We start from the raw sequence: 19,533 nt of genomic DNA, 5'->3' as shown, positions 1-19,533 counted from the left end.
CATGGGGCTTTTCGTGCAAAGCATTTCAAAAAGGCGCATCGCCGCCGCCGCCTTTCTCGCATCTTCCGCAATTCTCGCCGGCTGTCAGTCGGGCAGTGGACCCAATTTCGGCGCGGACGGCCAGAACGCCGGAGCGGAGGGGGATGCGATCCGCGAAAGCGAGTTGCGGGCATACTGCCCACCGGTTTCCCTGCGCGAAGGAACGGCCTATTTCCGTACCTACGAAAGGGGCGGCGAGGGCGACGACAGCAAGATCATCTATCAGGCGTCCATTAACGACGTTACCCGTGCCTGCAAATATCAGGGCACGCCCGCGGTCACGGTCGCCGTGGCCGGCAGGGTCGTGCCCGGGCCCAGTGGTCGGGCCGGCACCATCACGATGCCGATCCGGATTGCCGCCACGCGGGGCGACGAAGTCGTCTACTCCCAGCTGTTCAAGCATCAGGTATCCATCGATGACACCTCGGGCGCGACGCAGTTCGTGTTCACCGATCCCGATATAGCCATCCCGGGCGGGATAGACCGCACCATCCAGCTCCATGTCGGTTACGACGAGGGGCCTTACGATACGCCGTAGAACGGCCTTCAGATATCGGCCGAGAACTCCGACAAGGCAGCGATTACGCCGCCGAGGTCGGACATGCGGCTGATGGTCGTTTCCGCGCCGGCATCCATCAGCATGTCGGCGTGGCGGGGATGGCTGTGGGAGGCGCCGGTGAAGCCGATTACCCGCATGCCGGCGGCCCGCGCGCCGACGATGCCGTGAACCGAATCCTCGATCACGAAACAGGCACCCGGCCGCGCGCCCATGCGTTCCGCCGCATGCAGGAACACGTCGGGCGCGGGCTTGGGAAGCCTGGTCGGCGTTTCCAGCGATGAGAAGATGACGCCCTCGAACAGTGGGGCGAGCCTCGTGCGTTGAAGCATCGCTTCGATGCGCTGCGAGGTCGAGTTCGAGCAGATGCATATCTTGAGCCTCAGCAACTCGGCAACCGCCTCGGCCACTCCGGGAATCGCCTTGACCTCCTTCCGCAGCCGATCGTCCACTTTCGCTTCGGCATGATCGATCAGCGACGCCTGGAACAGCATCTGCGCCTCCTGCTCGATGGAAAGCAGGATGTCTCGGAAGGTCAGGCCGGAATAGCGCTCCGCGATCTCCTCGGCCGAAATCTCATAGCCTGCCTCGCGCAGCATCTGCGCCTCGACGCGCGCGGCGACGATTTCCGAATCGACCAGAACGCCGTCGCAGTCGAAGATGATGAGTTCGGGGGAAGGCATGGCATATCCGTGTTTTTTGGGCAGAAACAAACGCACCCGCCAAACAGGCCTTGGCGGGCTAACCGCTCCTTTTCGCACAGTCCGCCGGCGCCGACAATTCGGCAGCCTCCTTGACGGAATATTTACCATCCTGGGTAACCATAACCTTCAGTAAACAGTGTCAGTTTGAGGTTTGCGTATGTCTGCTGTGCGTCGCCTGGAGGAGCTTTCCTCCGCTCCGGCCAAATCGGAATGGCTGGACACGATCGTGAAGGGCGACTGCGTGGCCGCGCTTTCGCGCCTGCCGGAAAAATCGGCGGACGTGATCTTCGCCGATCCTCCCTACAATCTGCAGCTCGACGGCGATCTTCACCGTCCGGACCAGTCCAAGGTCGACGCGGTCGACGATGCCTGGGACCAGTTCGAGAGCTTCGCCGCCTATGACGCCTTCACCCGCGCATGGCTGCTGGCGGCGCGGCGCGTCCTGAAGCCGAGCGGCACGATCTGGGTGATCGGCTCCTATCACAATATCTTCCGGGTCGGCGCCATCATGCAGGATCTGGGCTTCTGGATCCTCAACGACGTGGTCTGGCGCAAGACCAACCCGATGCCGAACTTTCGCGGACGCCGGTTCCAGAACGCCCATGAGACCATGATCTGGGCCTCGCGCGACCAGAACGCCAAGAGCTACACCTTCAACTACGACGCCATGAAGGCGGCCAATGACGACGTGCAGATGCGGTCCGACTGGCTCTTCCCTATCTGCACGGGCGGCGAACGGCTGAAGGACGAGGAAGGCCGGAAGCTGCATCCGACCCAGAAACCGGAAGCGCTGCTGGCCCGCGTGCTCCTGTCTTCGACGAAAACGGGCGACGTGGTGCTCGACCCCTTCTTCGGCTCGGGAACGACGGGCGCGGTCGCCAAGCGCCTCGGCCGTCATTTCATCGGCATCGAGCGCGACCAGACCTATATCGACGCTGCCCGCAGGCGCATCGATTCCGTGGAAAGGCTCGACAGCGCCAGCCTGGAAGTGGTGAGCGGCAAACGGGCCGAACCGCGCGTGGCCTTCGTCAGCCTGATCGATTCGGGCCTGATGCAGCCCGGCGCGCAGCTCTACGACGCCAAGAAGCGCTGGACCGCCAGCGTGCGCGCCGACGGCACCATTGCGGTCGGCCAGGAGGCCGGCTCCATCCATCGCCTGGGCGCCCGTGTCCAGGGGCTCGACGCCTGCAATGGCTGGACCTTCTGGCATTATGAGCAGGATGGCGAGCTGAAACCCATCGACGCCCTGCGCCAGGTGGCCCGCCAGAGCCTTCAGGCGCTGGGGGCCTGAGCGCCCGTCTTGAAAGTCGGGCGGGTCTTTTCCCATCCGCGCTTCGCCTCCGTCACCCCGATAGCCCTTCGGGCTTCCGGGATGACGGGATGGGGGTGCCTGGCTTCGTCATCCTCAACGCCATGACGACTTTTGAACCGGGCTGTCAGGCATCGATGCCGGCTGCCTTGAGGTCCGCCTTCAACTGCTCAGGGTTCTTGAAATGCACGGCCTGCCAGCCCGCCGCCCGCGCGCCTTCGACGTTCTTCGGGCTGTCGTCGATGAACAAGGTGGCGGCAGGATCGAGCCCGAACGCCTTGGCGTGATGGTCGTAGATTTCGCGGTCGGGCTTGATAAGCCCGATTTCGCCGGAGACGGTGACACCGCGCGGCTTGTTGAGGAAATCGAACATCTCGCGCGCCTCCGCGAAAGTGTCGGCGGCGAAGTTGGTCAGCATGGTCACGTCATGGCCGTCCTCGATCAGGGCGTCGAGAATGGCGACCGAATCCGCGTAGTGAGGCACCACCATCTCGTGCCAGTTCAGCCTGAACGCGCGGATGAGGTCGGCGCGGTCCGGGTGTTCGGCAATGAGCAGTGCCTCGGCTTCTTCCCATGAACGACCGCGATCCTGTTCCAGGTTCCACTCATGGGTGCACACATTGTCGAAGAACCAGCGCCGCTCGTCTTCGTCCGGGATAAGCCGGGCAAAGGGGACTTCGGGATCGTAGTGGATCAGGACCCTGCCGATGTCGAAGACGATGTGGCGAACGCTGCTCATGGATCTGTTTGCCCTTACTGCTGTTTCTTTGTGGCACCGTGCATAGCCGCTTCTATTGCCTTTTTCATGACAGTTGGAAGCGCCTCGCCGGTAAGCTCCGAAGGAATGGACCACCAATGGCCGGGTGGGGCTTCCTTCCGCGATGTTTCGGCGCGATAGACGCTCAATGTGAGCCGGAAATGGGTAAAGGTGTGGGTAATCGCGCCGCATTTCGTCCAGTCGGCCGCAAACGGGGCCGATTCCCGCCCGGTTGAGCCGTCTGTCCGCGCGCTCCACGCGCTTCCGGGAACCTCGCTCATGCCGCCCAGCAGCCCCTCGGTCCGGCGCTGCCGGAGCAGCACGGCGCCGTCCGTGCGCACGGCGACGAATGCCGCGCCCAGCCTTTGCGGCTTGTCCGCCTTGTCAGGCTTGACGGGGAAGGCTTCCTGCGTGCCGGCGGCCCGGGCCTCGCAGTCGGAAGCCAGCGGACAGAGGATGCAGGCGGGACGTCGCGGTGTGCAGATGGTCGCGCCGAGGTCCATCGTGGCCTGGGCGAAATCGCCGGGACGGTCGCGCGACAGGACCTCCTCGACAAAGGCCCTTATGGTCGGCTTGGCCGCCGGCAGCGGCGTTGAGATGGCGGCAAGGCGCGTGACGACGCGCTCCACATTGCCGTCCACCACCGCCACCGGGCGGTCATGGGCGATGGCGGCAATCGCGGCGGCGGTGTAGTCGCCGATGCCGGGAAGTTCCTTGAGGCGGGCGACCGTGTCGGGGAAGATTCCGGCATGGCGTTCGGCGACAGCCTCGGCGCATTTCTTGAGGTTGCGCGCGCGGGAATAGTAGCCGAGCCCGGCCCAGGCTTTCATGACGTCGTCGACATGCGCCTCGGCCAGCGAGCCTATGTCCGGCCAGCGTCGGAGGAACGTTTCGTAATAGGACCTGACGCTGGCGACGGTGGTCTGCTGCAGCATGATCTCCGACAGCCACACGCGGTAGGGATCGGGCGCGATGCCGGCGCGGCGGTCGCCGGGGCTCACGCGCCATGGCAGGTGGCGGTGGCTGCGGTCGTACCAGGCAAGAAGCCTGTCGGCGAGCGGTGCGTCGCCGGTCCCACCGCCGGTTCCATGGGCTGCCTGCCTGTCGATTTGCTGTGTCATGGAATGGTCGATTAGTCTAATATCCGGTCGAAGGAAATCACTATGGCACATTGGTTGACGGTATCGGCATGACAGGCAAATGGCGTGGCGGCAATCCCGTACCGGTGAGCGACCTGACGAGCGCATTGCTCGACCCGGTGCTGCGCCGGCGCGCAGGGCTTTCCATCGACCTGGTTCAAAGCTGGCCCGAAATCGTCGGCGACCGCCTGGCTGTACGGACGCGGCCGGAGAAGATCGCCTGGCCGCGCCGGCTGCAGGAGGACGATCCCTTTCAACCCGCGACGCTGATCATCGCCTGCGACGGCGCTGCCGCCCTGCATGTGCAGCACGAGACGATGGAGATCATCGACCGGGCCAACGCCTTCCTCGGCTTCAATGCGATAGGTCGCGTCCGCATCGTGCAGAAGCAGGTGGAAACGGCAACGCGCCGCAAGCCGCCGCCGCCGAAGCCGCTATCGGCCGACCAGAAGGAAAAGATCGGCCGCATCACGAGCAAGATCGAGGATGACGGTCTGCGCGAAAGCCTGGAGCGGCTGGGCGCCAGCGTGCTTGGCCGCTAGATTTTGGGGGAGGAGGAGAGAGCCGATGGATGCCGTGGGACTGAAGGAGGTGCAGGCCCCGCTCAAGCAGGTCTATCGCGAGGCGCCGGAAAAAGCCCTGATCACGCTGCGTGCCAGGGGGGCGCTCGACGATAGCGAGATCGCCTGCAGGGTGGAGACCGGCCGGATGCTTGCCGTGGCCGGCCTGCACCCGGCGACCGGCGGCTCCGGCATGGAGCTCTGCTCGGGCGACATGCTTCTGGAAGCGCTCGTCGCCTGCGCCGGGGTTACCATGAAAGCGGTTGCGACGGCGCTCGAGTTCAGGCTCGGCGCGGCCACCATCGAGGCGGAAGGCGACCTCGATTTCCGGGGCACGCTCGGATTGGCCAAGGACGCGCCGGTCGGCTTCTGCGCCATCAGGCTGACCTGCAATCTCGATACGGACGAGCCGCAGGAGCGTATCGACGCGCTTTTGAAACTCACCGAACGCTACTGCGTCGTCTTCCAGACGCTGAACAGCAGGCCGGAGCTGACAGTGACGGGACACGCCTGATCGCCGGCTCAGTGCAGAGCGCCGCGGCAACCGCTCGCGAATTCGTGAGCGCGCCGTGATGATATGCATTTGGCTTGAACCCCGCTTTGCCTTATTTCACGCGAACTATCGCTATCCACTAAGAGGCGGGTAGGATTTTCAGAGAAACAAGGGTGATTCGCATGACCGGAACGATTTCGCGCAGGCGCGTTCTTTCAACCATCGCAGCACTACCGGCGGCCTCGCTGCTGGTGGGGTGGAGCGATAGCGCCAATGCGCAGCAAAGCGTCTCGCCTCCCGCCTCCAGCGGGGATGTGGATATGGCGAAGCTGCTGGAGCCCGGCGTGCTGGAAGACAAGGTCGAGGGTGCCGAGGATGCACCGGTGACCGTCGTCGAATACGCGTCGATGACCTGCGGCCATTGCGCCAATTTCCACAAGAATACCTATCCCGCGCTCAAGGAAAAATACATCGACACGGGCAAGGTGCGCTTCATCATGCGAGAGTTCCCCTTCGATCCGCGCGCCGAGGCCGCCTTTATGTTGGCGCGCTGTTCGGACGGCAAATATTTCGCAATGATCGATGTGCTGTTCAAGCAGCAGGACAACTGGGCGCGGGCGCAGGACGCCAGCGGAGCATTGCTGCAAATCGCCAAATTGGGCGGTTTTACACAAGAGTCCTTCACGGCATGCTTGACTAATCAGGAGCTTCTCGACGATGTGAGAAGCGTGCGAAACCGCGCGGCCGAGGAATTCGGCGTGGACGCGACGCCCACCTTCTTCATAGATGGGAAGAAGTATTCGGGAGCAATGTCGATTGAGGAGATGTCGGCGATCATCGATCCCCTTCTCTAAAGGGACGGACAGCGCCGGCAACACCAAGCGCGCATGCGGGAGCATGCGCGTATGAAATTCAGCAAGCTCCGTCTGCTCGGCTTCAAATCCTTCGTGGAGCCCGGAGAGTTCGTCATCGAGCGCGGGCTGACCGGCGTTGTCGGGCCGAACGGCTGCGGCAAGTCGAACCTCGTCGAGGCGCTGCGCTGGGTGATGGGCGAAAGCTCATACAAGAACATGCGCGCCTCCGGCATGGACGACGTGATCTTCTCCGGCTCCGGCACGCGGCCCGCCCGCAACACGGCCGAGGTCACGCTTTTCCTCGACAATTCGGACCGCACGGCCCCCGCCAGCTTCAACGACGCCGACGAACTGCAGGTCTCGCGCCGCATCGAGCGCGAGGCGGGCTCGGTCTACCGCATCAACGGCAAGGAGGCGCGTGCGCGCGACGTGCAACTGCTCTTTGCCGATCAGTCGACCGGCGCCCGCTCGCCGTCGATGGTGGGGCAGGGCCGCATCGGCGAATTGATCCAGGCCAAGCCCCAGGCCCGCCGGGCGCTTCTGGAGGAAGCGGCGGGCATTTCCGGCCTGCATTCGCGCCGGCACGAGGCCGAACTGCGGCTGCGCGCGGCCGAGCAGAACCTGGAACGGCTCGACGATGTGGTGGGCGAGCTCGAAAGCCAGATCGAAAGCCTGAAGCGCCAGGCGCGCCAGGCTTCGCGCTTCAAGAATCTTTCTGCCGAAATCCGCAAGGCCGAGGCGGCGCTGCTGCATCTGCGCTGGAGCCAGGCGAAGGAGCAGGAGGCCGAGGCCAAATCGGCGCTTTCCGCCGCCACCAGCCAGGTCGCCGAACGGGCCAGCACCCAGATGGAAGCCGCCAAGCAGCAGGCGATCGCCGCCAAGCGCCTGCCGGAACTGCGCGAGGCCGAGGCCTCCGCCGCCGCCGCCCTGCAACGGCTGACCATTGCGCGCACGCAGATGGAGCAAGAGGCCACCCGCATTCGCAATCGCGCCGCCGAACTGGAAAAGCGCGTCGAGCAGATGAATGCCGACATGGCCCGCGAAGAGCAGATGGTGCGGGACAATGCCGACATATTGAAGCGGCTGGCCGAGGAGGAAGCGGGTCTGCGCGAGGCGGAAGCCGGCGCCGGCGGCCGCGAGGAAGAGGCCCGCAAGACACTGGCCGAAATCAGCGAGGACCTTGCCGACAAGGAGGACGCGCTTTCGCAGCTGACGGCGAGAAAGGCTGAAGCCAGCGCCGTGCGCAGCCAGGCCGAGCGGGCCATCCGCGACACGGCGGAACGGCGCGACCGGCTGGCGCGCCAGCTTGCCGATGCCGACCGCCAGCTGCAGGAGATCGCCGCGCGCATCGGCGCGCTTCCCGACCCTGCCGACAAGCAGCGCGAGCTGGAAGCGACGCTGGCCGGCCAGGAACAGGCGGAACGGGATGCGATCGAGGCCGAACAGGCGGTGTTCGCCGCGCGCGCGGCCGAAAACGAGGCGCGCCAGCCGCTTTCCGAAGCCAGAACAAGGCTGCAAGGCATCGAAACGGAAGCGCGTACGCTGGAACGCGTCCTGAATGCCGGCGACGACGCCAGATTCCCCGCCGTTCTGGAAAAGGTGCAGGTGGCGCGCGGCTTTGAGACGGCGCTGGGCGCGGCCCTTGGCGAGGACCTCGACGTGCCGCTCGACCCCGCCGCGCCCGCGCATTGGGGTGGTGCCGAGGCCATGGAGGACGATCCGGCATTGCCGGCGCCCGCCCGCCCGCTGTCGGAATTGGTGCAGGCCCCGGCCCAGCTTGCGCGCCGGCTGGCCCAGATCGGCATTGTCGAGGCGGAAGAGGGCACGCGGCTGCAAGCCTTGCTGCGGCCCGGCCAACGCCTGGTCAGCACGGATGGCGCGCTGTGGCGCTGGGACGGCTATCGCGCGAGCGCCGATGCCCCGACAGCCGCGGCCCAGCGGCTGGCGCAGAAGAACCGTCTCGCCGAATTGCAAAAGGAGGCAGGGCAGGCGGCTGAGGCCGTCGCCAGCGCCGAGAAGGCGCTTGCCGAAAAGGAACAGGCCCTCCGGCAGGCCGTGGCGAACGAGCAGGCGGTTCGCGAGCAGCTCCGCTCGGCCCAGCGCGCGGTGGGCGCGGCCCGCGAGGCGCTGGCGCAGGCGGAGAAGGCTTCCGGCGAACTGGCCAGCCGGCGCAGCGCTCTGACGGAATCGCGCAACAGGCTGGCCGAGGACCATGGTGAAGCGGTGGGCGCTGTCGGCGAAGCCGAGGCGGCGCTGGCTTCCGCGCCGGACCTTTCCGAGCTTCAGGCGCAGCTAGACGGCGCATCTTCGCAGGTAACCGAAGCGCGCGGCAAGGCGGCCGAGGCGCGCGCGGCCCATGAGGGCCTGAAACGGGAGGCCGAAGCGCGCCGGCAGCGGCTGGAAGCGATCGCCCGCGAGCGCCAGAGCTGGACGGCCCGCGCCGAAAACGCAGACAAGCAGATCGCCGCGCTCGGCGAGCGGCGCACCGAGGCCGCCGGCGAACTGGCGAAACTGGCCGATGCGCCCGACGAAATCGAGGCGCAGGGTCGCCAGCTCCTGTCGCAGATCTCCGAGGCCGAAGCGCTTCGCAGACAGGCGGCGGACCGCCTGCAGGAGGCCGAGACCCGGCAGGCAGAGCTGGACAAGCACGCCGCCGCCGCGATCCAGAACCTTTCCAGCGCGCGCGAGGGCAGGGCGCGGGCCGAGGAGCGGGAAGCCGCCGCCGAGGAGCGGCGCAAGGAAGCCGAAGCGCGCATCCAGGAGGCGCTGGGCGTGGCGCCGCATCTGGTGATCCAGCAGGCCGAACTCGACCCGGCCGGTCCCATGCCGGACATGGCCGAGCTGGAGCGCCGGCTGGAGCGGCTGAAGATCGAGCGCGAGCGGCTGGGCGCGGTCAATCTGCGCGCCGAGGAAGAGCAGCGCGAATTGAGCGAGCGGCTGGAGCACATCGTCTCCGAGCGCGAGGACGTGATCGAGGCCATCCGCAAGCTGCGCTCGGCCATCCAGAGCCTCAACCGCGAAGGGCGCGAAAGGCTGCTGGCCGCCTTCGACGTCGTCAACGAGCAGTTCAAGCGGCTGTTCACCCATCTTTTCGGCGGCGGCACCGCCGAGCTGCAACTGATCGAATCCGACGATCCGCTGGAGGCGGGGCTGGAAATCCTCGCCCGCCCGCCGGGCAAGCGCCCGCAGACCATGACGCTGCTTTCGGGCGGCGAGCAGGCGCTGACGGCCATGGCGCTGATCTTCGCCGTCTTCCTGACCAATCCCGCGCCCATATGCGTGCTCGACGAGGTGGACGCGCCGCTCGACGATCACAATGTCGAGCGCTTCTGCAACCTGATGGACGAGATGGCCAGCTCCACGGAAACCCGCTTCGTCATCATCACGCACAACCCGATCACCATGGCCCGCATGAACCGCCTGTTCGGCGTCACCATGGCGGAGCAGGGGGTGAGCCAGCTCGTCTCTGTGGATTTGCAGACGGCCGAGCAGATGCGCGAGGCAGTTTAAGGGGGGCAAGTTTTTGAGAACTGCATTGAGGGCGCGCTACAAAGAAATGCAGGACTCGATTTTGCCGCTAATAGTGGATGGCGGGTATGGACCTTGGCCAGCCGGAACTTGTCATCTTCTATCGATAAAAAGCAAATTCTTTGCTGTGTTTACCAAGCACCAACTGCAGAATAGTCCCGGTAGGCCGGCGCTTCCCTGTTCTGACGGCTCTGCGAAAGCTTTATGTGACATAAGGTGTATTAATTTAAACGAGGGCGTCATCAAGGAATGGGGTGATGTACTCGTAGCAGAAGTAGATACGTTTTGGGACGTTTGCACGCCGTTTTCAGTCAATCTCCGACGAGAATTCACGCCTCCCAACGCTGGGTGCATCGGTGTTGCATATGGGTACGCCTTGAAAGCAGAAAATCGTGACTGGTATGAAAATGCGCACGACACCGATTGGAACGAAAACATGCCTCTACGGGAACTGCAGCCAATCGAAGTAGTTGGAAAAATCTTTCCAGACTGGGCAGGCATATCGACCCTGGTAGTTCCGCCGGCTAGCAACGGCTCAATATTACTAGAAGGCGAATACGAGGGAATGAGCGGCGGCCCCGTGTTCTCCGTACGAGATCATTCAGATCCATTGTCTTACGAGGGCGTTATTATAACTGGGGGCGCAGACAGGCTCAGATTGATTTCCGCCGGGATTGTTTATCAGATTTTGGGAACGCTTACGTGAAGCGCATTTTGGAAGGTGACCAAACGTTCGCTGGGCGATAGTTGCAGCTCTGCAACCGACGTGGCCATAGTCCGTTTTCCAAGTTGAATTGGCGTACGCATGAGGACCGATATAGTTGACGATGCCACCGCGCCTCAGATTGCGGCACAGCCTTTCCACTTCGTCATCCTTGGGCTTTTCGACCCGAGGATCCATGCCGTGCCAGTCGCAAAGGCCGCGCCGCCGCCCGCATGGGGCGCCCAGTGCCGGCAGCGTTGGGCGTGGTCGCAGAAGGAACGGCATGGATCCCAGGGTCTCCGCCTTTGGCTCCGCCCTGGGATGACGAAGGTTGAGGGGTTGCAGCAAATCACCGAGGCCGGCGACTTGCGGCATCCCGTCCGGCGATAACCCTATTCCTCGCTCCAGACGGCCAGCTCGTTCCCCGCCGGATCGGCAAAATGGAACCGCCGCCCGCCGGGGAAGGAGAAGATCGGCCGGACGATCCTGCCGCCGGCATCCTCTACCGCGGCCAGGGTGGCCTCGAGATCGTGGGAATAAAGAACCGGCAGCGGCTTTACGGCGCCTTCGGCCGGGTCGCCGTCGAAACCGCCGTCGAGCCCTTCGGAAAAGGCTGAATATCCGGGGCCGTAGTCGGTGAAGCTCCACGAAAAAGCCGCGGCGTAAAAAGCCTTCACACTGTCCAGCGTACCGCCGCCGGCCGGCATTTCAATGTAATCGACCTTGCCTGTCTCGCGCATCTTGTCCTCCTTAATGTTCTTGAAATGTTCTATACAGTTTCCGCGTTTTCCGCAAGATTGGAATCGCAGTGTGCCGATCCCAGGCACCATGAGCATCCTTCAATCGATATAGATGCGGATGCGACGCATGGCGGGCTTGCCTCACAGCCTCTCGCCCCTTAACGCTGCCGTTACCGGCGGTTCCCCGCCGGCTGCGACAACGGCTCCAAGGGGGATAGCGGCATGGCCAAGTGGGTCTATGGCTTTGGCGACGGCAAGGCGGAAGGGCGCGCATCGGATCGCGACCTTCTTGGCGGCAAGGGGGCGAACCTTGCCGAGATGTGCAGCCTGGGGCTGCCCGTGCCGCCGGGCTTTACCATCTCCACCGAGGTCTGCGCCCATTACTACGCCAACGGCCAGACCTATGCCCCGGAACTCCAGGACCAGGTCGATGCGGCGCTTGAGGAAGTGGGGCGCATCGCCGGGCGCAGGTTCGGCGACCCTCAACGCCCGCTGCTCGTCTCGGTCCGCTCCGGTTCGCGGGCTTCGATGCCCGGCATGATGGACACGGTGCTCAATCTGGGCCTCAACGACGAGACGGTGGAGGCGCTTGCGGCCGAGTCCGGTGACGCGCGCTTTGCCTATGACAGCTACCGCCGCTTCATACAGATGTATAGCGACGTGGTCATGGGCCTCGATCACGACGTCTTCGAGGAAATCCTTTCCGAGGAAAAGGCGCGCCGGGGCTACGATGTCGATACCGAATTTTCGGGCGACGAGTGGCGCGAGATCGTCGGACTCTACAAGGCGCGCATCCAGGAGGAGCTCGGCGAGCCCTTTCCGCAGGATCCGCATGCTCAGCTCTGGGGCGCCATAGGCGCGGTCTTCTCGAGCTGGATGAACGCGCGCGCCGTTACCTACCGCCGGCTGCACGACATTCCCGAAAGCTGGGGCACCGCGGTCAATGTGCAGGCCATGGTATTCGGCAATATGGGCGAGGATTCGGCCACCGGCGTTGCCTTCACGCGCAATCCTTCGACCGGCGAGAAGCGCCTTTATGGCGAGTTCCTCGTCAACGCCCAGGGGGAGGATGTGGTTGCCGGCATCCGCACGCCCCAGAGCCTCACCGAGGCCGCAAGGCTGGAGGCGGGCTCCGACAAGCCGTCCCTGGAAAAGGTGCTGCCGGAAGCCTTCGCTTCCTTCGTCGAGATCGCGGACAAGCTCGAGGCTCACTACCGCGACATGCAGGATCTGGAATTCACCATCGAGCGCGGCAAATTGTGGATGCTGCAGACCCGCTCGGGCAAGCGCACCACGAAGGCGGCGCTGCGGATCGCCGTCGACATGGCTGATGAAGGGCTGATCACGCGCGAGGAGGCTGTCTGCCGCATCGAGCCGTCCTCGCTCGACCAGCTGCTGCATCCGACCATCGATCCGGGCGCCAAGCGCGATGTCATCGGCATGGGATTGCCGGCCTCGCCGGGGGCAGCCACCGGCGAGATCGTGTTCTCGTCCGAAGAGGCCGAGGAGATGAAGGCGCATGGCGCGAGCGTCATTCTCGTCCGCGTGGAGACGAGCCCGGAGGACATCCATGGCATGCACGCGGCCGAAGGCATATTGACCACGCGCGGCGGGATGACCAGCCACGCCGCGGTCGTCGCGCGCGGCATGGGCAAGCCCTGCGTCTCCGGCGCCGGCACGCTCCGGGTGGACTACCGCGCCGGCACGATGACCAGCATGGGGCGCACCTTCTCGAAGGGTGACGTCGTCACCATCGACGGCTCGACGGGCCAGGTTCTGGCCGGCGCCGTCCCGATGCTTCAGCCGGCGCTTTCCGGGGCCTTCTCGACGCTGATGGAGTGGGCCGACGCCGCGCGCCGGATGAAGGTGCGGGCCAATGCTGAAACGCCGGCCGACGCGCGCACGGCACGGTCCTTCGGCGCCGAAGGGATAGGCCTGTGCCGGACCGAGCACATGTTCTTCGATGACGATCGCATTCTGGCCATGCGCGAAATGGTCTTGGCCGACACGGTCGAGCAGCGCCAGGCGGCGCTCGCCAAGCTTTTGCCCATGCAGCGCGCCGACTTCATCGAGCTTTTCGAGATCATGTCCGGCATGCCCGTCACCATCCGTCTGCTCGATCCGCCACTGCACGAGTTCCTGCCCAAGACGGAAGAGGAAATCGCCGAGGTGGCCGCCGCCATGGGGGTGGATGCAAACCGGTTGCGCGAGCGCACGGAAGAGCTCCACGAGGTCAACCCGATGCTCGGCCATCGCGGCTGCAGGCTGGCGATCTCCTATCCCGAGATCGCCGAAATGCAGGCGCGGGCCATCTTCGAGGCGGCAGCGGAAGCCGCGCGGAGGACCGGCGCGCCGGTTGTGCCGGAAATCATGGTCCCGCTGGTCGGCATGGCCGCCGAGCTGATCTTCGTGAAGGCGCGCATCGACGCGGTTGCCAAGGAGGTTCTGTCAGTCGACGGCACGCAGATCGACTATATGGTCGGCACCATGATCGAGTTGCCGCGCGCGGCGCTGCATGCCGGCGAGATTGCCGGTTCGGCCGAATTCTTCTCCTTCGGCACCAACGATCTGACCCAGACGACGTTTGGGATCTCGCGTGACGACGCGCCCAGCTTCCTTGAAACCTATCGGAAGAAGGGCATCATCGAGAAAGATCCCTTCGTCTCGATCGACGTCGATGGCGTGGGCACGCTCATCCGCCTGGCCGTGGAGAAGGGGAGGGCCGCACGGAACGGCATCAAGCTGGGCATTTGCGGCGAGCATGGAGGCGACCCGCACTCCATCCACTTCTGCGAGGAAGTGGGGCTCGACTATGTGTCCTGCTCGCCCTTCCGCGTGCCGATCGCCCGCCTGGCGGCTGCCCAGGCGGCCTGCAAGACGGTGTAGAAGAAGCTAGGACGATTTCTCGATCGTCACCTGGCCTTCGTAGAAGGCGCCGTGATCCTTGATCTCGGCCATTTCGTCGTAGGGTGCCTCGTAGGCCCACATGAGATCCTGGCCCGGTTCTCCGGGTGCGGACAGCCGCCAATAGCTCGCATCGCCCTTGTAGGGGCAGTGCGTCTTCGTGTCGGTTCGCTCGAGATTGGTGAAGCCGATATCTTCGAAGGGGATGTAGAGGACCGGCGGATAGCCGTCCTCCTTCAGCAGTTTGGCTTTTGTCGTTGCGGCAATGACCACGTCGGCGACCTTGACGGTTACCGAACCCTTGAAGGGTTCGACCACAATTTTCTTCCCGGGATTGCGAGTGAAGCCGGGAGCGGGGCTGGCTGTTCGTTCGATCATGGTGTTGTGTCTCATGGTTTCAACGACACTTGTAGAACGCAGCATGCACCCGATGCGTTCCTGACGGAAACTCGATTCCCATTTTTCTTGGAACTGCTTTAACGGCCGGCGGGATCGAGTTGCTGCATGAGATCTGCATAAGCCCGTGCGATCTTGGCGACGGGCAACTCGCTCGTCTCAGCATCCTCGACCCACAGAGGGCCGCCGCCGGGGGATTGGGCAACGATGGCCAGCCTGCGGCCTTCGTCCGAATAGAGCTCGACGGCTGCGACCCAGTCGCAATCGGCTACGCCGTCCATCCGCATGTGGAAGAGGAGCTTGCCGTCAATGCGCTCGAGCGCCTGACGCACCGCCCCTTCCAGACCTTTTTCAAGGAGGTTCTCGTGCCGCAGCGCAAGCTCGAGCTCGACGATTTCCAGCGGAAGAGCGGGCGATTGGTTCATTTTTGCAGCTATCGTTTCCATGCCACTCATACGCCTCCGGTCCCCATCCCAGCCGAAGGCAACGATCAGCTTCGCAATAAGTTCCGACTAATGAATGGGTTACTGAAAGATTCGGGCACAATTGCGCTACCGGGCATTTCAGTTCTTCCCAACACAATAGCATTCATGCGGAATGACAAAGTGATAGAGTGCCCGTTATGCGTCCGGAGGGACGCACGACGCTCCTTGAACGTGGACGAATGTCCACTGCTGCTTTGACCGGGCGCAGGTGACCGGGTAGAAGGCACGGGGGTGTGCAGATTGCAGGACATGGATGGCTGGAATCATGGAAGTGCGCCGTGCAAGAACGGCCGACTGGTCGCGCTCGGTGTCGATGTTCGCGCTCGTGCTTTTCATCGTATCGGCGCTGGCCCACCGCTTTTTGCTGTTGGAAACCGTCCCGTTTCTCTGGCTGCTCGGCATCGTCGGCGCGTTGGCCCTGACGGGGCTGCTGCTCGGTCTGCTGGCTCTGGTGCAGATGTGGGAGCACGGGCTTGCGGGGCTGGGCGCGGCAGTGGCCGGCTTCATCGTGGCGCTGCTGGCACTAGCGCCTTACGGATGGTCCGCCTATCGGCTCGCCACGCACCCGCAACTGGTCGACATCTCCACCGATCTGGAGGACCCGCCCGCCCTGCACCGGGCACCGGATTTGCGGTCCCCGCCGATGAACGCGCTGGAGCCGCTCACCGACCAAGCCAAGGCAATGCAGGCGGAGGCGTATCCCGAGTTGACGGGACGCCGTTATGAATATGCGCCTGAAAGCGTTGCAGCGGCGATAGCGGGTCTGCTGGCCGACCGGGGCTGGGTGGTCGTGAGTGATGCGGAGGTGGAGGGCAATGCGCTGTCAATCGAGGCCGTGGCCCGCTCCTATCTTCTCGGATTTGCCTCGGATGTGGCGATCCGTGTGGAAGACCGCGCCAACGCAACTTATGTCGATATGCGCTCCGCCTCGCGCTACGGCCGGCATGATCTCGGCGACAACGCCAAGCGCATAGAGCGCTTCTTCAACGACCTCGATGCCCGCATGGAAGCGCTCGACACGCTTTGAGATGCTAGGCGGGATGGTAGATCCCGTCGATGGAAGGTTCGCCTTCGACCCGGGCGCGGCTGCGGGAAACGAGATCCTCGAGATGCGCCAGAACGGACAGGCCGGCGGCGCCGTGCAGCCGGGGGTCCGTGTCGCGGTAAATGGCGCGGACGATCTCGCGGATCGTTCGGTCGCCGGACGACAGGCGCTCCAGAATGGCGCGCTCGCGCATCTTGCGGTGCGTCTTCAGCCCTCGAAGAAACGATTTCGGCTTTGCCACGATGCCGCCATGGCCGGGCAGAAACAGTCGGTCGTCACGCTCCAGCATGCGGTCGAGCGAGGCCATGAAGTCCGACATGGCGCCGTCCGGCGGGGCGACGATGGTCGTCGACCACGCCATCACATGGTCCGCGGAGAAGACGATGCCGGTGCCTTCCAGCGCAAAGGCGCAGTGGTTGGCGGTGTGGCCGGGCGTGTGGATAGTGCGGATCGACCAGTCATCGCCTTCGACGACCTGCTCGTCTGCCAGAAATAGGTCGGGTTTGAATTCCGTATCGGCGCTGGCGTCGAGCGGGTTCAATTCGCCTGTTCGCAGCGGCCTTGCCGCGCGGTGCGGTCCCTCGGCGCAGACGGTCGCGCCGGTGAGCGCAGCCAGCCGGGCCGCCAGTGGGGAGTGGTCGCGGTGGGTGTGGCTGACGAAGATGTGGCTCACGGGACGGTTGCCGATGGCGCCGAGCAGGGCCCGCAGATGGGCCTCGTCCTCGGGACCGGGGTCGACGACCGCCAGCGCGGACACGCCGACAATATAGCTGTTCGTGCCGTGAAAGGTGAACGGGCTCGGATTGTTGACGGTGACGCGCTGGACGCCGGGGGCGACCTCGACCGGCTGGCCGTAGCGAGGGTCGAACGTGGTATCGAATTCCATTGCAAGACTCTCTCTGGGCAAGGCCGCGCGGCATGTTGCCGCTTACCATGGAAGCGAATATAGAGAAACGCGGCAATGCGCCCGCAAGACAAATCCCATGGAGGCCCCATGTCCCAAGCTATCGCTTCAAGACCGCTCGTTTCTCTCGCGCTGCCCGAAAAGGGCATGTCCCGCCTGTTTGCGCAGGGCCTGATCGCCCTGACGGGAACACTGCTCCTTACCCTGGCGGCCAAGACGAAGGTCGTGCTCGGCCCCGTCGATCTTTCGCTGCAGAACCTGGCGATTTTGCTGATTGCCGCTTCCTTCGGCTTCCGGCTTGGCGTTGCCACGCTGCTTCTTTACCTGGCCGAGGGCGCCATGGGCTTTCCGGTCTTCCAGAGCACGCCTGAAAAGGGCATCGGCCTTGCCTACATGGTCGGCCCGACCGGCGGCTACCTCGTTGGCTTCGTCGCCATGGCCGCGATGGTGGGCTGGGCCGCCGACCGCGGCTGGGACCGCAACGTGCTCAAGCTCGGCGGCGTCATGTTCGCCGCGCAGGCGGTATTGCTGTTCCTCGGCTTTGCGTGGCTGGCAACGCTGATCGGCGCCGACAAGGCGTGGCAGTTCGGCGTCGCGCCCTTCATCCTGCCGGATCTCGTCAAGGCCGCGCTCGCCGCCTGCCTGGTCTCGGCTGGCTGGAGCGTGCTGAAGGCCTTCGGCATCGGCCGCTAGCCGGCTTCGGCCTACGATGAAATGCGAGAAGGGCCATGACCGGCCGGTCGGTGGCCCTTTTCACGTCAAATGCCAATCTTCTTGAAGGAGAGCCATCGTGGCGGTTCTGGTGACGGGCGGTGCCGGCTATATCGGCAGTCACATGGTCTGGGAACTGCTCGACCATGGCGAGGACGTCGTCGTCCTCGACCGGCTGTCGACGGGCTTCGACTGGGCCGTGGCCGAGGCCGCGCGCCTGGTGGTGGGCGATATCGCCGACCAGAAGCTGGTCGAGGAAACCATCGAGCGCTGTTCTATCGACGCCGTCATCCATTTCGCGGGCTCGATCATCGTGCCCGAATCCGTCGCCGATCCGCTCGGCTACTATCTGAACAACACGGTGAAATCGCGGGCGCTGATCGAAAGCGCGGTGCGCATGGGCGTGCGCCATTTCATCTTCTCCTCGACGGCTGCCGTCTATGGCACGCCTGAAACCAATCCGGTTTCCGAGGAAGAGCCACTGAAGCCCGAATCTCCCTACGGCACATCGAAGCTGATGACCGAGCTGATGTTGCGCGATGCCGCCGCAGCCCATGACTTCGCCTATACGGCGCTGCGCTACTTCAATGTCTGTGGCGCCGATCCGAAACTACGCACCGGCCAGTCCACCAAAGGCGCCACCCACCTGATCAAGGTCGCCTGCGAGACCGCGACGGGCAAGCGCCCGCAGATGGAAGTCTTCGGCGACGACTACCCGACCCGGGACGGCACGTGCGTCCGCGATTACATCCACGTCTCCGACCTGGTGAACGCCCATTACCTGGCGCTCCGGCGCCTGCGTGCCGTCGGCGAGAGTCTGGTGGCCAATTGCGGCTATGGCCGCGGCTATTCGGTTCTCGACGTGATCGACACGGTGAAGCGCGTCAGCGGCACGGATTTCGCTGTGAAGCGGAGCGCCAGGCGCCCCGGCGACGCGGTGTCCATCGTGGCCAGCGCGGAGCGTTGCGTTTCGCAGCTTGGCTGGAAGCCGCGGCACGACGATTTGGAAGAGATCGTCAGTCACGCGCTGCGCTGGGAAGAAAAGCTCGCGCGCCGTAATCGGATGTAGACGGGTGATCGTAGACGGGACCGCCGCAGGCGGGGTCGGTTACAAGCGGGGGAACGCGGTCCGGATGATAAGCGCGATATCGCCGGACAAGGTCCAGTTCGCCAGATATTCCGCATCCGATTTGGCGCAAAGTGCGGGCCGCGACATGTCGATGCCGCGCAATTGCGCGAGTCCGGTGATGCCGGGGCGGCCGGAAAAAACGCCAAGCCGCTCTCGGTGCGCGATCAGATCGGTTTGCGTGACGAGGCAGGGGCGAGGGCCGACAAGCGACATCTCGCCTTTCACCACATTCCACAATTGCGGCAACTCGTCGAGCTTGGTGCGGCGCAAAAATCGGCCGACGCCCGTGATGGCGTGCTTTTGCGTCTCATGGGTCGGCACCGAAGGCGTATCGATATGCATGGTGCGCAGCTTGTAGCAGCGAAAGGGCTTTCCGCCCCGGCCGATGCGCATCTGGCTATAGATCGCGGGTCCGCGGGACGTGGCCCAGACGAGCAAACCTGTCACCAGAATCACGGGCGTGGCCAGTATGAGACCCGGTACGGACAGGACCAGATCGAAAGCGCGCTTGCCCCTGTGGGCGCCGCTGTCGAAAGACAGGCTGGATATGTCAACCGTGCTCATGAGAGATGTGTCC

General features: G+C 64.4%; 19 protein-coding genes. 11 read left to right on the top strand and 8 right to left on the bottom strand.

Annotated features, from left to right (window positions below):
• Positions 1-13 precede the first annotated feature (13 nt).
• Positions 14-577: a hypothetical protein gene (locus tag N1058_RS01945; RefSeq protein WP_420847929.1), complete on the top strand. Its 564-nt coding sequence runs from the start codon at positions 14-16 to the stop codon at positions 575-577.
• Positions 578-585: 8 nt separating this feature from the next.
• Here the strand turns inward: N1058_RS01945 and N1058_RS01940 are convergent, their stop codons facing one another.
• Positions 586-1,278: an HAD family hydrolase gene (locus tag N1058_RS01940; RefSeq protein WP_265515786.1), complete on the bottom strand. Its 693-nt coding sequence runs from the start codon at positions 1,276-1,278 to the stop codon at positions 586-588.
• A 178-nt stretch (positions 1,279-1,456) separates the two neighbouring features.
• On the opposite strand from N1058_RS01940, the gene N1058_RS01935 reads away from it, so the two are divergent.
• The gene (locus N1058_RS01935; RefSeq protein ID WP_265515785.1) at positions 1,457-2,590 is read left to right on the top strand and encodes a site-specific DNA-methyltransferase; all 1,134 of its coding nucleotides are present in this window, start codon (positions 1,457-1,459) and stop codon (positions 2,588-2,590) included.
• A 145-nt stretch (positions 2,591-2,735) separates the two neighbouring features.
• Here the strand turns inward: N1058_RS01935 and N1058_RS01930 are convergent, their stop codons facing one another.
• Both N1058_RS01930 and mutY read right to left on the bottom strand, forming a co-directional pair.
• Complete coding sequence (locus N1058_RS01930) at positions 2,736-3,347, bottom strand: HAD family hydrolase (RefSeq protein WP_265515784.1); 612 nt, start codon at positions 3,345-3,347, stop codon at positions 2,736-2,738.
• Between the two features lie 14 nt (positions 3,348-3,361).
• Positions 3,362-4,486, bottom strand: a complete 1,125-nt coding sequence (gene mutY / locus N1058_RS01925) for an A/G-specific adenine glycosylase (protein WP_265515783.1) — start codon at positions 4,484-4,486, stop codon at positions 3,362-3,364.
• 68 nt (positions 4,487-4,554) lie between these two features.
• Between mutY and N1058_RS01920 the strand changes: the two genes are divergently transcribed.
• From N1058_RS01920 to N1058_RS01900, 5 genes are all read left to right on the top strand, one after another.
• Complete coding sequence (locus N1058_RS01920; protein WP_265515913.1) at positions 4,555-5,046, top strand: DUF721 domain-containing protein; 492 nt, start codon at positions 4,555-4,557, stop codon at positions 5,044-5,046.
• 25 nt (positions 5,047-5,071) lie between these two features.
• Positions 5,072-5,578 (top strand): OsmC family protein, encoded by a 507-nt coding sequence (locus N1058_RS01915; protein ID WP_265515782.1) that lies wholly within the window; start codon positions 5,072-5,074, stop codon positions 5,576-5,578.
• A gap of 161 nt (positions 5,579-5,739) precedes the next feature.
• On the top strand, positions 5,740-6,411 hold the full coding sequence (locus tag N1058_RS01910; RefSeq protein WP_265515781.1) for a DsbA family protein: 672 nt from the start codon (positions 5,740-5,742) through the stop codon (positions 6,409-6,411).
• A 51-nt stretch (positions 6,412-6,462) separates the two neighbouring features.
• Positions 6,463-9,921, top strand: a complete 3,459-nt coding sequence (gene smc, locus N1058_RS01905) for a chromosome segregation protein SMC (protein ID WP_265515780.1) — start codon at positions 6,463-6,465, stop codon at positions 9,919-9,921.
• Between the two features lie 25 nt (positions 9,922-9,946).
• On the top strand, positions 9,947-10,645 hold the full coding sequence (locus N1058_RS01900; RefSeq protein ID WP_265515779.1) for a hypothetical protein: 699 nt from the start codon (positions 9,947-9,949) through the stop codon (positions 10,643-10,645).
• Between the two features lie 389 nt (positions 10,646-11,034).
• On the opposite strand, the gene N1058_RS01895 is transcribed toward N1058_RS01900, so the two are convergent.
• A complete protein-coding gene (locus tag N1058_RS01895; RefSeq protein ID WP_265515778.1) occupies positions 11,035-11,382 on the bottom strand; it encodes a VOC family protein in 348 nt (115 codons plus the stop codon).
• 222 nt (positions 11,383-11,604) lie between these two features.
• Between N1058_RS01895 and ppdK the strand changes: the two genes are divergently transcribed.
• On the top strand, positions 11,605-14,268 hold the full coding sequence (gene ppdK, locus N1058_RS01890; protein WP_265515777.1) for a pyruvate, phosphate dikinase: 2,664 nt from the start codon (positions 11,605-11,607) through the stop codon (positions 14,266-14,268).
• A 6-nt stretch (positions 14,269-14,274) separates the two neighbouring features.
• Here the strand turns inward: ppdK and N1058_RS01885 are convergent, their stop codons facing one another.
• Positions 14,275-14,661, bottom strand: coding sequence for a DUF427 domain-containing protein (locus N1058_RS01885; RefSeq protein WP_265515912.1), 387 nt, complete (start codon positions 14,659-14,661; stop codon positions 14,275-14,277).
• Between the two features lie 101 nt (positions 14,662-14,762).
• Positions 14,763-15,107, bottom strand: coding sequence for a hypothetical protein (locus N1058_RS01880; protein WP_265515776.1), 345 nt, complete (start codon positions 15,105-15,107; stop codon positions 14,763-14,765).
• Between the two features lie 313 nt (positions 15,108-15,420).
• Here N1058_RS01880 and N1058_RS01875 point away from each other — a divergent pair, with 313 nt between their 5' ends.
• Positions 15,421-16,194, top strand: coding sequence for a DUF1499 domain-containing protein (locus tag N1058_RS01875; RefSeq protein ID WP_265515775.1), 774 nt, complete (start codon positions 15,421-15,423; stop codon positions 16,192-16,194).
• A gap of 4 nt (positions 16,195-16,198) precedes the next feature.
• On the opposite strand, the gene N1058_RS01870 is transcribed toward N1058_RS01875, so the two are convergent.
• On the bottom strand, positions 16,199-17,098 hold the full coding sequence (locus N1058_RS01870) for an MBL fold metallo-hydrolase (protein ID WP_265515774.1): 900 nt from the start codon (positions 17,096-17,098) through the stop codon (positions 16,199-16,201).
• Positions 17,099-17,206: 108 nt separating this feature from the next.
• On the opposite strand from N1058_RS01870, the gene N1058_RS01865 reads away from it, so the two are divergent.
• Together N1058_RS01865 and galE are read left to right on the top strand one after the other, a co-directional pair.
• Complete coding sequence (locus tag N1058_RS01865) at positions 17,207-17,809, top strand: biotin transporter BioY (RefSeq protein ID WP_265515773.1); 603 nt, start codon at positions 17,207-17,209, stop codon at positions 17,807-17,809.
• Between the two features lie 97 nt (positions 17,810-17,906).
• Positions 17,907-18,896: a UDP-glucose 4-epimerase GalE gene (gene galE / locus N1058_RS01860; RefSeq protein WP_265515772.1), complete on the top strand. Its 990-nt coding sequence runs from the start codon at positions 17,907-17,909 to the stop codon at positions 18,894-18,896.
• A gap of 39 nt (positions 18,897-18,935) precedes the next feature.
• Here galE and N1058_RS01855 read toward each other — a convergent pair whose 3' ends face one another.
• Positions 18,936-19,520, bottom strand: a complete 585-nt coding sequence (locus N1058_RS01855; RefSeq protein WP_265515771.1) for a sugar transferase — start codon at positions 19,518-19,520, stop codon at positions 18,936-18,938.
• Between the last annotated feature and the right edge of the window lie 13 nt (positions 19,521-19,533).

Source organism: Nitratireductor luteus, assembly GCF_026162365.1.
Taxonomy (GTDB): Bacteria; Pseudomonadota; Alphaproteobacteria; order Rhizobiales; family Rhizobiaceae; genus Chelativorans; species Chelativorans luteus.
The sequence above is the reverse complement of the archived record's forward strand: the minus strand, read 5'-3'. Positions and strand labels throughout refer to the sequence as shown.

Bases quoted from the DNA above. Each gene is read 5' to 3' on its own strand.
- N1058_RS01935 (WP_265515785.1), top strand. From the start codon at position 1,457: ATGTCTGCTGTGCGTCGCCTGGAGGAGCTTTCCTCCGCTCCGGCCAAA.
- N1058_RS01865 (WP_265515773.1), top strand. From the start codon at position 17,207: ATGTCCCAAGCTATCGCTTCAAGACCGCTCGTTTCTCTCGCGCTGCCC.
- N1058_RS01930 (WP_265515784.1), bottom strand. From the start codon at position 3,347: ATGAGCAGCGTTCGCCACATCGTCTTCGACATCGGCAGGGTCCTGATC.
- N1058_RS01855 (WP_265515771.1), bottom strand. From the start codon at position 19,520: ATGAGCACGGTTGACATATCCAGCCTGTCTTTCGACAGCGGCGCCCAC.
- mutY (WP_265515783.1), bottom strand. From the start codon at position 4,486: ATGACACAGCAAATCGACAGGCAGGCAGCCCATGGAACCGGCGGTGGG.
- ppdK (WP_265515777.1), top strand. From the start codon at position 11,605: ATGGCCAAGTGGGTCTATGGCTTTGGCGACGGCAAGGCGGAAGGGCGC.
- N1058_RS01910 (WP_265515781.1), top strand. From the start codon at position 5,740: ATGACCGGAACGATTTCGCGCAGGCGCGTTCTTTCAACCATCGCAGCA.
- N1058_RS01915 (WP_265515782.1), top strand. From the start codon at position 5,072: ATGGATGCCGTGGGACTGAAGGAGGTGCAGGCCCCGCTCAAGCAGGTC.
- N1058_RS01920 (WP_265515913.1), top strand. From the start codon at position 4,555: ATGACAGGCAAATGGCGTGGCGGCAATCCCGTACCGGTGAGCGACCTG.
- N1058_RS01875 (WP_265515775.1), top strand. From the start codon at position 15,421: ATGGCTGGAATCATGGAAGTGCGCCGTGCAAGAACGGCCGACTGGTCG.
- smc (WP_265515780.1), top strand. From the start codon at position 6,463: ATGAAATTCAGCAAGCTCCGTCTGCTCGGCTTCAAATCCTTCGTGGAG.
- N1058_RS01880 (WP_265515776.1), bottom strand. From the start codon at position 15,107: ATGAACCAATCGCCCGCTCTTCCGCTGGAAATCGTCGAGCTCGAGCTT.
- N1058_RS01940 (WP_265515786.1), bottom strand. From the start codon at position 1,278: ATGCCTTCCCCCGAACTCATCATCTTCGACTGCGACGGCGTTCTGGTC.
- N1058_RS01870 (WP_265515774.1), bottom strand. From the start codon at position 17,098: ATGGAATTCGATACCACGTTCGACCCTCGCTACGGCCAGCCGGTCGAG.
- N1058_RS01895 (WP_265515778.1), bottom strand. From the start codon at position 11,382: ATGCGCGAGACAGGCAAGGTCGATTACATTGAAATGCCGGCCGGCGGC.